The 11,496-nt window shown below is 72.7% G+C and carries 8 protein-coding genes; 5 read left to right on the top strand and 3 right to left on the bottom strand.

The annotated features are described in order from the left end of the window. Positions 1 to 85: 85 nt before the first annotated feature. The gene (locus tag OHU34_RS14135; RefSeq protein WP_082412653.1) at positions 86 to 595 is read right to left on the bottom strand and encodes a dual specificity protein phosphatase family protein; all 510 of its coding nucleotides are present in this window, start codon (positions 593 to 595) and stop codon (positions 86 to 88) included. 140 nt (positions 596 to 735) lie between these two features. Here OHU34_RS14135 and OHU34_RS14130 point away from each other — a divergent pair, with 140 nt between their 5' ends. Then, on the top strand, positions 736 to 1,539 hold the full coding sequence (locus OHU34_RS14130) for a nuclease-related domain-containing protein (RefSeq protein ID WP_142266165.1): 804 nt from the start codon (positions 736 to 738) through the stop codon (positions 1,537 to 1,539). Positions 1,540 to 1,697: 158 nt separating this feature from the next. Here OHU34_RS14130 and ligD read toward each other — a convergent pair whose 3' ends face one another. After that, the gene (ligD, locus tag OHU34_RS14125) at positions 1,698 to 2,579 is read right to left on the bottom strand and encodes a non-homologous end-joining DNA ligase (RefSeq protein ID WP_142266166.1); all 882 of its coding nucleotides are present in this window, start codon (positions 2,577 to 2,579) and stop codon (positions 1,698 to 1,700) included. A 46-nt stretch (positions 2,580 to 2,625) separates the two neighbouring features. Here ligD and OHU34_RS14120 point away from each other — a divergent pair, with 46 nt between their 5' ends. Next, positions 2,626 to 3,795 carry a Ku protein gene (locus OHU34_RS14120; RefSeq protein ID WP_405766632.1) on the top strand — a complete coding sequence of 390 codons (1,170 nt, stop codon included), beginning with the start codon at positions 2,626 to 2,628 and terminating at the stop codon, positions 3,793 to 3,795. A 24-nt stretch (positions 3,796 to 3,819) separates the two neighbouring features. Here OHU34_RS14120 and OHU34_RS14115 read toward each other — a convergent pair whose 3' ends face one another. Then, positions 3,820 to 5,343 carry an acyltransferase gene (locus OHU34_RS14115; RefSeq protein ID WP_230194678.1) on the bottom strand — a complete coding sequence of 508 codons (1,524 nt, stop codon included), beginning with the start codon at positions 5,341 to 5,343 and terminating at the stop codon, positions 3,820 to 3,822. A 539-nt stretch (positions 5,344 to 5,882) separates the two neighbouring features. Here OHU34_RS14115 and OHU34_RS14110 point away from each other — a divergent pair. The 3 genes from OHU34_RS14110 (at position 5,883) to OHU34_RS14100 (ending at position 11,435) form a co-directional block, all read left to right on the top strand. Next, complete coding sequence (locus OHU34_RS14110) at positions 5,883 to 6,998, top strand: sugar MFS transporter (protein WP_142268062.1); 1,116 nt, start codon at positions 5,883 to 5,885, stop codon at positions 6,996 to 6,998. 247 nt (positions 6,999 to 7,245) lie between these two features. Then, on the top strand, positions 7,246 to 9,000 hold the full coding sequence (locus OHU34_RS14105) for a glycoside hydrolase family 35 protein (protein WP_405766628.1): 1,755 nt from the start codon (positions 7,246 to 7,248) through the stop codon (positions 8,998 to 9,000). After that, positions 9,000 to 11,435: a beta-galactosidase gene (locus OHU34_RS14100; RefSeq protein WP_142266169.1), complete on the top strand. Its 2,436-nt coding sequence runs from the start codon at positions 9,000 to 9,002 to the stop codon at positions 11,433 to 11,435. Before OHU34_RS14105 ends, OHU34_RS14100 begins: the two co-directional genes overlap by 1 nt. Positions 11,436 to 11,496: the final 61 nt, after the last annotated feature.

The following is an 11,496-nucleotide window of genomic DNA, read 5'->3' as shown; positions in this document are numbered from 1 at the left end:
TTCGTATGGAAGTCCGTTTTGCGTACTGGTGGGCCGGGGATGGCGAAGCATTGGAGGTGCCGGGGTCCTGACCATGGCGAAACGATTATTCGGCCAGTTCCTCCAAAAGCCTGGCCGTCGGCAGCCCCGCCCGCAGGTACTCCACGAACAACTCGTTGTGCAGGGCCCACGGTGAGCGCCGCGACCGTATCAGCCGGATCGCCTCCTCGGCCGAGTGCCCCCGGCGTACGAGTGTGTGGGCGATGACCAGGCCGGAGCGGTTGTAGCCGCTGTAGCAGCGGACGAGGACCGTCCGGCCGTCGTCCATCGCGTCCTCCGCGGCCCGCGCCAGCCGGATCACCCCGGCGAGCTGGGTCCCGTCCAGCGGACCGTCCGGAATCGGCCACACGTGATGCTGCACCCCGGGGTCGGGCCCATGTCCCTGCCGGGCCCGTGTCAACGTCTGGACGAGATCGAACTCGCCCCGCACCACGGCGAGTTCCAGTTCGCCGGAGCGTCCCCGGAACTCGTGTCCGCCCATCCACAGGCCGGGCACGATCTCGCTCCACGGACGGTCCGGAGGCGGTACGTCGAGTTGCTTCCTGCGGGTTCGCAACGGCGCCTCCCCAAACGCGCTGCCCGGTAACGGCGCCTCTCCAGACCGCTGCTCAGTGCCTGCCCAACTCCCCTCGAAGGTAACCGCCTTCTTGCCCCCGGAGCGCCCCTCCTGTTCCCATGGTCGTGGGGTGATGGTGCATGAACGGACTGCGCGTCATACCGACCTGGCGGCATGGCCAGGAGCGGCTCTACGTATGCCTCACGGACGGCAGGAACATCGCCTGGTACGACCGTGAGGCGGCCAGGGTCAACCTGATCGGGGAGAGCCGCAGAGAGGACGTCCTGGAGGCCCTCGGCCCCTTCATCACCGGCCCGGTCACGGTCGGCCCGCCCCCGGTCCCCACACCCGCGGAGCTGGCCCGGCTCTCCCTCCACCCGGACGACGACCTGGCCCCCAACCGCCCCGGCGAGGCGCTCCTGATCGACCTGGACCGCGATCCGGATACCGCCCACCGCCTCCGAGCCGATCCGCGCCGCCGCGCCCTGGCGGCCGAGCAGACCGTCGGCGTGGCCCTGGACCGCCTGGACGGCGCCGGCTGGCACACGCTGCACTCGCTGCCCCTGCCCGGCGGGGACCGCGTCCACCACCTGGCCATCGGCCCGGCCGGCCTGTTCGCGGTCCACACGCTGTACGCCCGTAAGCAGCGGGTCCGGATCTCCGACCCCCTGGTCGGCCTGGGCCGCCGGGACCCGCAGCCGCTGCTGCACCGGGTACGTGCCGACGCCGACCGCGCGTCCTACGCCCTGACGGCCGAGGTCCGCCCGGTACTGGCCCTGGTCGGCCCGACCGGCGTCTCCGTCACCGTCCCGCCGCGCGAGGTCCGCGTCCTGACCGACACCGAGCTCGCCGACCTGACCCGCCTCGGGGGCGTGCTGAAGCCGGCGGACGTGGAAGCCCTGCACGCGATGGCCCGCGACCGGGGGACGTGGGCGAGGGTGTGAATCGGCCTCGCGAGAGCTGCCGGTGATCCCTGTCGGCCCGTCCGCGCTTGAGGACGAGGCCCGTTCAGGGCCGAAGCGGGGGTCTGAGGGCGGCAGCCCCCGGAGACGGGACGGGACCGAGCGGCGGGAGCGAGGAAAGCGCGGGCCCGAGGGTCCGATCACGGCACCGCCCCCGCTCGCCCCGCATCGAGCAGCGGCGCCAGCAGATCCCCGAAGTCCTGAACCCGCGGAGCGATGTCGGAGGCCGTGAACGTGAGCGTCCCGGCGGACCGGCACTCCTCGACCTCCTCCCAGGTGACCGGCGCCGACACGGTCGGCTCGGCCCGCGCCCGCAAGGTGTACGGCGTCGCGGTCGTCTTCCGCGCCGCGTTCTGACTCCAGTCCACGAACACCTTCCCCGGCCGCAGGCTCCGCGTCATCCGGTGCAGAACCAGCCGGGGCATCGCCCGCTCCGCCTCCACGGCCAGCCGCTTCGCGTACTCCGTGACCCGTTCGGAGGAGGCACCCCGCACCGCCGCCAGCAGATGCAGCCCCTTCGATCCGGACGTCTTCGGCAACGCCTCGATCCCGTCCGCCGCGAGCCGCTCCCGCAGCCACACCGCGACCTCGCAGCACTCGACGACGGTCGCGGGAGCGCCGGGATCGAGGTCGAGGACGAGCCGGTCGGCGGTCTGAGGATCCTGGATCACCCACTGGGGCGTGTGGAACTCCGTGACGAGGTTCGCCGCCCAGACCAGACTCGCCAGATCCTGTACGACCACCATCCGGGCGGGCCCCTCCGACCGGGGCACCTCGGCGGTGGTGACCCATTCGGGCGTCCCCGGCGGCACGTTCTTGGCGAAGAAGATCTGCCCGTCGGGCCCGTCCGGGTAGCGCAGGAAGGACAGCGGCCGGTCGCGCAGATGGGGGAGCAGGGCGTCGGCGACGGTCGCGTAGTAGTGCAGCACCTCGCCCTTGGTGAAGCCGGTCGCCGGATACAGCACCTTCTCCAGATTGCTGAGCGCGAGCCGTCTCCCCTCCACCTCCGTGATCGGCGTCATACGATGAGAATCACATGAAACCGTCACATAAGGCTCATCCGGGAGGGTGCTGCACGTGAGATCCATTTGGAACGGCGCCATCTCCTTCGGCCTCGTCAGCATCCCGATCAAGCTGGTGAACGCCACCGAGAGCCACTCGATCTCCTTCCGCCAGATCCACACGGAGGACGGCGGCCGCATCCGCTACCGCAAGGTCTGCGAGCTGGAGGACCGCGAGGTGAGCTCGGCGGAGATCGGCAAGGGGTACGAGGACGCGGACGGCACGATCATCCCGATCACCGACGAGGACCTGTCCCATCTTCCGCTCCCGACCGCCAAGACCATCGAGATCGTGGCCTTCGTCCCGGCCGACCGGATCGACCCGCTCCAGATGGACGCCGCCTACTACCTCCAGGCGGGCGGCGCCCCGGCGGCCAAGCCGTACACGCTGCTCCGGGAGGCCCTGAAGCGCAGCCACAAGGTGGCGATCGCGAAGTACGCCCTGCGCGGCCGCGAGCGGCTCGGCATGCTCCGCGTGGTCGGCGAGGCGATCGCCATGCACGGTCTGCTCTGGCCGGACGAGGTCCGCGCGCCGGAAGGCGTCGCCCCGGACACCTCGGTCACCGTCCGCGACAAGGAACTCGACCTCGCGGACGCCCTGATGGACACCCTCGGCGAGGTCGATCTGGAGGACCTGCACGACGAGTACCGCGAGGCGGTGGAGGAGGTCGTGGCGGCGAAGGCGGCCGGCGAGACACCCCCCGAGGCCCCGTCCGCGCCGTCCAGCGGCAAGGTGCTGGACCTGATGGCGGCCCTGGAGAAGAGCGTGCGGGCGGCGAAGCAGTCGCGCGGCGAGGGGCCGGAGCAGGCCGCTTCGGGGCGGGAGACGGAGGAGACGGGGCAGGAGAAGGACCGGGAGCCGGAGTCGGGGGCCGAGGTCAGACACCTTTCGCAGCGCAGGTCGGCCCGTGCCGCGCCCAAGGGGACGGGTGGCAAGAAGTCGACCTCGACGGCGACGGCGAAGAAGACCACCGCGGCGCCGAGGAAGTCGACGTCGAAGACGGCGAGGTCGACGCAGCCGGCGAAGAAGGCAACGGCGAAGAGCACGGCGGCGACGAAGAGCACGGCCAAGAAGGCCGCCGCGAAGAAGACGACGGACAAGGGGACGACGGCGAAGGGGGCGACGAAGAAGTCGGCTGCGAAGAAGACGACGACGGCCCGCAAACGCACGGCCTGACCCCGTCCGAAGCCCACCCCCATCTCACCTGCGGGTCTCCCTTTCGGCAGGGGATCGCCCAAGCCGGGCAGCCTCTTCCGGCACCCTTCGCCCCCGGCGGACCCGCCCCGACGGCTGTGCCTGCCCCGACCGCCCCGACCGCCTTGCTCGCCCTGTCTCCTGGGCCTCGACGCCGCCGTCGTTGTCGTCCGCGTCGCTTCCGTCGCTTCTGCTGTCCCCGTCGTCCCGGCGGGGGAGGGCCGCGCACAGTGTGACCACGCCCAGCGTCAGCCCCACGGCCGGCCACACCGGGAATTCGCCGCCGTAGGCGAACCCGTGCCCCGCGAAATACGTCAGCGCCCAGACGCTCACGCCGAGCCCGGCCCACATCCGCCAGGCCGCCGCCCCCCGGATCCCCGCGCCGGGCCGCACGCGCACCTCCACGGAGGCCAACGCCCGCTCCACCGGCCGCAACGCCCGCACCACCCCCACCAGGACGACGCCCAGCACCAGCAGCCACGGCACCCGCAATGCCCACCATCCCGTCGAGCCGTAGCGGGGTTCGGGGGCGAGGCCGGTCAGGTAGAAGGCGGCGGCGACGATCAGCACCGGCAGCATGTGCCAGAGGTAGAGCGCCATGCTGCCGGCCCCCAGTACCCGCACCGCCCGCCGCACCCGGGCCCGCTCCAGCACCCGTCGCACGACCGGTGCGATCAGCAGCGCCACCCCGACCTGAGCCAGGCTCCACGCCAGCATGGCCGCCGACGGGGGATTGGTGTTGCTCAGTTCCTCCCCGGTCACCAGGATCAGGCTGACGGGAAACGGACCGGGCCCGACGAGCAGGGCGAACCCCGCCCCGCCCCCCACCGCCATGGCCACCGCCCGTCCCCGCGCCCGCGGCGCCGTCCCCCCGTCGCCGTCGCCGCCCAGCAGCCCGTCCCGCCAGCAGAGGCCGAGTTGGTACACGACGCCCCACACGAGCAGGTAGTTGAGCGCCCCGATCGCCTCGACGGCCGAGCCGCGTGAGGACGCGTCGCCCGCCGCCACGAGCATGCCGACACCGAGCCCCACCACACCCATGCCCACAGGGACGCGCAGGCCCCACCGTTCATGAAGGGAGTACAGCACCGGAGTCAGGGCGCTGAGCAGCAGATACACCGGCAGGAACCAGAACTGCATGGCCATCGCCCACCCCACCAGCGCGAGGGTGGCGCGGTCCACGCCGAGCGCGGAGCACACCCCGACGGCGAGCAGCACGAGGCCGCTGTACACGGCCGTGGGCAGCAGCAGTCGCACGGCGCGCTGCCCCACCCATCCCGCGGCGCTCCCGCCGGCGGCCCGGGCCCGCGCCCAGGAGCCTGCGGCGGCATGTCCACCGGCGAGGAAGAACAACGGCATGATCTGGAAGCCCAGGGTCAGCCACTGCGTCCAGGGCACGGTCGCGAGCAGCTCCGGGGCGGTGATCTCGCCGTCCGGATGCCGGATCAGCCCGGTGATCAGCCAGTGGCCCAGCACGACGAGCAGGATCGCCCACGCCCGCAGGAAGTCGACATACCGGTCTCGGCTCATACGTCGCATGCTGCCCGCCCCCCAACTTCCTTGCGGCGACTAGTCCTTGTCGCAACCAAGCCGTACCCGGGACGACACCGGCCGGCCCGCTCCCACCCGAAGTGGCGCTCGGGCAGCCGCCGTCCGCGCCGCGTCCGCGAGCCCCGGCGGCGCTTCGACCCCGCACCCATGCTGACAGCCACCACCGACAACGGCCGGAGACCCGGAGCCCAAGAGCACCGACTACGCGTCAGGCATCTTGACGCTCCGCATGTTACCGGTAACATATTTTGTCGTCGGAGCACCAACCGCCCGCCCACGCAGAGGTGGGCCGTCCGCCCTCGGGAGTCCGTGTGACCGACCACCCCACGGCGCAGCGCGCCCCGACCGGCCCGCCCACGCCGGACTCCACCGTCGGCACGCCCCATGGCCCGACCGACGACAGGACCCACGTCACCGGTACCAGCGTCGGCACCAGTACCGCCCCCGCCCCCGCCCCGGCCCCTGTCTCCGCCCCCGTCTTCACCCCGTCCGCCGTGGTCGCCTCCTGCGTCGGCTTCATGCTCATCGGCGCTCTCCAGGCGTTCTACGGCCCCGCGATCCCGGGCCTGCGCGAGGAGTTCGGGCTCTCGCCCTCCGCGGCGGGCCTCGGGCTCAGCGCGCACTTCGTCGGTGGGGTCGCGGGAGTCCTCCTCTTCGACCGGCTGTACGGCCGTATCGGCAACCGGCGGATCCTGGCCGCCTCGTACCTGCTGATGGCCGTCGGTTCGGCAGGCTTCGCGATCGCGCCGAACTGGCCGCTCGCCCTCACCGCCGCGCTCCTCGCGGGGTTCGGCTTCGGCGGAATCGACTACGGCCTCAACCAGCTCTTCGCGGTCGGCTTCGGCCGGCGTTCGACCGCGATGCTGAACGTCCTCAACGCCCACTTCGGCATCGGCGCGATCCTCGGCCCGGTCCTGATCGCGGTGGTGGGCGCAGAGCACTACCCCGTCGTCTTCCTGGTCTTCGCGCTCGCCAACCTGCCCCTGTTGTTCTGTCTGCGCGGCGTACGCGACAGCCCGTCACGGTCACCGCAACCCCCGGGGCGCCCCACGTCCACCGGGGCGTCCACGCCCGCCGGCCGCGCCCTGCGGTCCGTCCTCGCCGTCTTCGTCACCCTCTACGTCCTGCACGTCGGCATCGAAGCCGGTGTCGGCGGCTGGGAACCCACGCACCTGGAGACCGTCGGGCACGGCGCCGGCGTCGCGGCCACCGCGACCTCCGTGTACTGGCTGATGATGACCGTCGGCCGATTCGTGGTCGCACCGATCGCGCTGCGCTTCTCCGCCCAGACCATCATCACGGTCTCCTGCGCGGGCATGACCGGCTGCCTTCTGCTGGCGGCCGTTCCGGACCTGGCGCCCTTCGCCTACGCAGGCGTGGGCCTTTTCATCGCACCGATCTTCCCCACCGGACTGCCCTGGCTGCACCGGGCCGCCCCGCACGCCCGCCGGGCCGGCGCGGTCGTCATCGCCGCGTCCATGATGGGCGGCGTCGCGGCGGGCCCGGCACTCGGCAAGGTCATCGAGTGGTCCGGCGTCCGAGCAGTCCCGCTCCTCCTCGCCGCCGTCTCCGCCGTCTGCCTCGCTGCCACCCTCTGGCTGACCCGAGCGACCCGTCCGAAGCCCGCGTGGTGACCGCCCCGCCGCTCCCGGCCGCCACGCGGCATCGCCGGCCCGGGGCGGCCGAGCCCGTCGCCGACCCGCGGGCATCCCGACGCACACCCACGCGCCCGCACGTCCGCCCCGACGAGGGGGCACCCCGAAGCACAAGCACGAGACCGATCACGAGACCGCGACCGAGAGACCGCGACCGAGACCGAGACCGAGCACGAGTACGTGCACGAGACCGCACCCGCACGTCCGTTTCGACGAAGGGACCCGCATGCCAGCCCTGACCACGACCTCCGACGGTTTCCTGCTCGACGGCGAACCGTTCCGTATCCTCTCCGGCGCTCTGCACTACTTCCGCGTCCACCCCGACCAGTGGACCGACCGGCTGCGCAAGGCCCGCCTCATGGGCCTGAACACCGTCGAGACGTACATCCCGTGGAACTTCCATCAGCCCGAACCCGGCACCCTCGTCCTCGACGGACTCCTCGACCTGCCCCGCTTCCTGCGGCTGGCCGCCGCGGAGGGCCTGCGCGTCCTCCTCCGCCCCGGCCCCTTCATCTGCGCCGAGTGGGACGGCGGCGGTCTGCCGCACTGGCTCACCACCGACCCCGACATCCGCCTGCGCACCAGCGACCCCCGCTTCACGGACGCCGTCGACCGCTACCTGGACCTCCTCCTCCCACCCCTCCTGCCGCACATGGCGGCGTCGGGCGGCCCGGTCATCGCCGTACAGGTGGAGAACGAGTACGGCGCCTACGGCGACGACATCGCCTACCTCAAGCACCTCGAGCACTCGCTCCGCTCGCGCGGCGTCGAGGAGCTCCTCTTCACCTGCGACCAGACCGACGGCGACCACCTCAAGAACGGCGTGCTGCCCGGCGTCCTCGCCACCGGCACGTTCGGCAGCCGCGTGGACCAGTCCCTCCGGCGGCTCCGCGAGGCACAGCCCGAAGGCCCCCTGATGTGCGGGGAGTTCTGGATCGGCTGGTTCGACCACTGGGGCGGTCAGCACCACGGAAGGGACGCCGAGGACGCCGCCGCCGACCTCGACCGGATCCTCTCGGCGGGCGCCTCCGTCAACATCTACATGTTCCACGGCGGCACCAACTTCGGTTACACCAACGGCGCCAACCACCACCACGCCTACGTGCCCACGGTCACCTCCTACGACTACGACGCCCCGCTCACCGAGAGCGGCGACCCCGGCCCGAAGTACCACGCCTTCCGTGAGGTCATCGCCCGCCACGCCCCGGTCCCGGACGAGCCGGTGCCCGCCCCGTCGCCCAAACTCCCCCCGACCACGGTCCGGTTGACCCACCGCGCCCCGCTCCTCCCGCTCGCCGACCGCCCCGTGCACGCCACGGACCCCCGCTCCGCCGACGAGCTGAACCAACGCTCCGGGTACACCCTGTACCGGACCACCGTCCCCGCCCCCGGGGCCGGCCTCCTGCACTTCGCCGGCGGAGTGGGGGACCGCGCCCAGGTCTTCCTGGACGGCGCCCCCGCGGGTGTCCTCGAACGCGAGCGCTACGACGAGACGCTGCCCGTCCACGTCCCCCGCCCCGACGCCGTACTCGAGGTGCTCGTGGAGAACATGGGCCGGGTCAACTACGGCCCCCGCATCGGCGTCCCCAAGGGCCTGCTGGGCCCGGTCACGCTCGACGGCACACCCCTGCACGGCTGGGACTCCCACGCACTGCCCCTGGACGACGTACCGGTCACCGCCGTGTTCACCCCGGCCGAGAACCCCACCTCCGCCGAACCCGCCCTGCACCGCGGCACGTTCGAGGTGCGGACCCCCGCCGACACCTTCCTCTCCCTCCCCGGCTGGACGAAGGGCCAGGCCTGGGTCAACGGGTTCCACCTCGGCCGCTACTGGAGCCGCGGCCCGCAGCGCACCCTCTACGTCCCGGCCCCCGCCCTGCGCCCCGGCGTCAACGAACTGGTCGTCCTCGAACTGCACGGCACCACCACCCTCGATGCCCACCTCACCGACACCCCCGACCTCGGCCCGGAGCGGTCCTGATGCGGCACCGGGTGAGCGTTCCGCCTCCCTCCGGGCCCCCGCTCCGAGGCCACCTCCCCTTCGTCGACGCCCCCACCGCGCCCGACCCCGTCGAGGTGACCAGCCGCTGGCTGACCCGGGGCGGCCGCCCCTGGTTCCCCGTCTCGGGGGAGTTCCACTACTCCCGGTACCCGGCCCGGGAGTGGGAGGAGGAGCTGCTGAAGATGAAGGCGGGCGGGGTCACGGCCGTCGCCTCGTACGTCATCTGGATCCACCACGAGGAGACCGAGGGCCGCGTCCGCTTCGACGCCGACCGCGACCTGCGCCGCTTCGCCCGGCTCTGCGCCCGCCACGGCCTGGACTTCATCCCCCGCATCGGCCCGTGGTCGCACGCGGAGGTCCGGGGCGGCGGCCTCCCCGACTGGGTACTCGCCCGCACCGCGGCCCCCCGCACCGACGACCCGGCGTACCTGAGCGCCGTCCGCCCCTGGTGGGAGGCGATCGCGTCGCAACTGCACGGCCTGGACCGCGCGCACGGCGGCCCGATCGTCGCGATCCAGATCGAGAACGAGCTCTACGACCGGCCCGGCCACCTCCGCACGCTGAAGCGCATGGCCCAGGAGGCCGGCCTCAGCGCCCCCCTCTGGACCTCGACGGCATGGGGCGGAGTCCACCTCCCCGACGACGAACTGCTGCCCCTCTACGGCGGCTACCCGGAGGCCTTCTGGACCGAGGCCGACGGCGGCTGGCCCGACACCTGCCGCAAACACTTCTTCTTCACCCACCAGCGCGACGACGAGGGCATCGGCGCCGACCTGCGCCCGACGACCGTACGCGGCACGGATCCCGACACCCACGCGGACCGATTCCCCTGGGCCACCTGCGAGTTGGGCGGTGGCATGGCCGTCGCCTACCACCGCCGTCCGCGGGTCGACGCCGCCGACATCGGCGCCCTCGGCCTCACGAAGATCGGCTGCGGTTCGGTCTGGCAGGGCTACTACATGTTCCACGGCGGCACGAACCCGGCGGGGGAGCGGACGACCCTCCAGGAGTCCCACGCCACCGCCTACCCCAACGACCTCCCGGTCCTGACCTACGACTTCCAGGCCCCCCTCGGCGAATACGGCCAGTACCGCCCCTCGTACGACGAACTGCGCCTCCAGCATCTGCTGTTGGCGGACTTCGGCGAGGTGATCGCCCCCATGCGGTCGGTACTGCCGGACGGCCGTCCGCGAGGCCAGCACGACCGCGACACCCTGCGCTGGGCGGTCCGCGGCGACGGGCGCACCTCGGGCTTCCTCTTCGTCACCAACCACCAGCCGCACGAGCCGCTCCCGGACCACCCGGACACCAGCTTCACGATCGGCTTCGCCGAGGCCCCGCCGCTCACCCTCCCCAGCACCCCCGTCATCGTCCCCACGGGCGCCTACTTCTGCTGGCCGCTGCGCCTGGACGTGACGGGCCTGCGTCTGGACTGGGCCACCGCCCAGCCCGTCTGCACGATCCCGGACGACGACGGCCGTACGGTCCTGGTCCTGGCGGCGACGGACGGTATCGCGCCCGAACTGGCCCTGGACGCAAGGACGGTGAGGTCCGTCGCCACCCCGCCCGGTACGAACGTCGCGACCGTGACCGACGGCGACCGCATCCTGATCACCGGCCTGCGCCCCGGCACGGACGCCCTGGTCGAGACGGAGACCCCGGCCGGCGACCGGGTCGCCCTCCTGGTACTGGACGCGACCACCGCCCGCACCGCCTACCGGGGCGAGGCCTGGGGCGCGCAGCGGCTCGTCCTGTGCCCCGAGGGCGTGGTCTTCGACGCGCCGAACGGCGAGGTACGCATCCACCCCCGCACCTCCCAGGACGAGGGGTCCCGCGCCCGCACGGCCGTCCCTTCGGTCTCCCTCTCCGTCCTCCCGGCCCCACACCGCACGCCGACGACACCCGGTGCCACCGTGAAGGAGAGCCAGGACGGCGCCCTGACCCGCTACACACTCGTCCCCGACGAGGACCCGCCCGCCGTCCCGGCCGTCACCCTCACCGCGCTCCGCCCGGCGGGCCCGGCACCGACCCCGGAGACGGGCGTACTGGGCCGGGCGAGTGCCCCCGCCGACGAGCACTACGACACGAAGGCGGCCGTCTACCGCGTCGACGTACCGGCGGCCCGCGCCGGCACCCCGACCTCGCCCGGATCCGACCTGCTGCGCCTGCACTGGACCGGCGACGTGGCCCGCGCCTACGTGGGGGACACCCTGGTCGCCGACCAGTTCTTCACGGGCCGCCCGTGGGACATCGCGCTCGACCGACTCCCGCCCGGTGAGCCGCTCACCCTGAGAATCCTGCCGCTCGCCGCCGACGCGGCGGTCCAGCTGCCCGTCACCCCGTCGGCCGGTGTCGCCGAGCTACGGCACGCCGAACGGATCACGACCCGCACCTGGCGGCTCGGCACGACCTGACCCGCGCTTCCTCGTCCGCCCGGCCTATCCTGTGGGTCCGCCGGGCGGCCCAGCGCGACTG

The sequence above is a fragment of the Streptomyces sp. NBC_00080 genome, assembly GCF_045041255.1.
Classification (GTDB): Bacteria; Actinomycetota; Actinomycetes; order Streptomycetales; family Streptomycetaceae; genus Streptomyces; species Streptomyces coriariae.
Note: the sequence above shows the minus strand (reverse complement) of the source record. Positions and strands in the feature narration are given on the sequence as shown.

Excerpts from the sequence above, each read along its gene's own strand:
- OHU34_RS14130 (WP_142266165.1), top strand. The coding sequence starts at position 736 with ATGAACGGACTGCGCGTCATACCGACCTGGCGGCATGGCCAGGAGCGG.
- ligD (WP_142266166.1), bottom strand. The coding sequence starts at position 2,579 with ATGACGCCGATCACGGAGGTGGAGGGGAGACGGCTCGCGCTCAGCAAT.
- OHU34_RS14115 (WP_230194678.1), bottom strand. The coding sequence starts at position 5,343 with ATGAGCCGAGACCGGTATGTCGACTTCCTGCGGGCGTGGGCGATCCTG.
- OHU34_RS14110 (WP_142268062.1), top strand. The coding sequence starts at position 5,883 with ATGCTCATCGGCGCTCTCCAGGCGTTCTACGGCCCCGCGATCCCGGGC.
- OHU34_RS14105 (WP_405766628.1), top strand. The coding sequence starts at position 7,246 with ATGCCAGCCCTGACCACGACCTCCGACGGTTTCCTGCTCGACGGCGAA.
- OHU34_RS14100 (WP_142266169.1), top strand. The coding sequence starts at position 9,000 with ATGCGGCACCGGGTGAGCGTTCCGCCTCCCTCCGGGCCCCCGCTCCGA.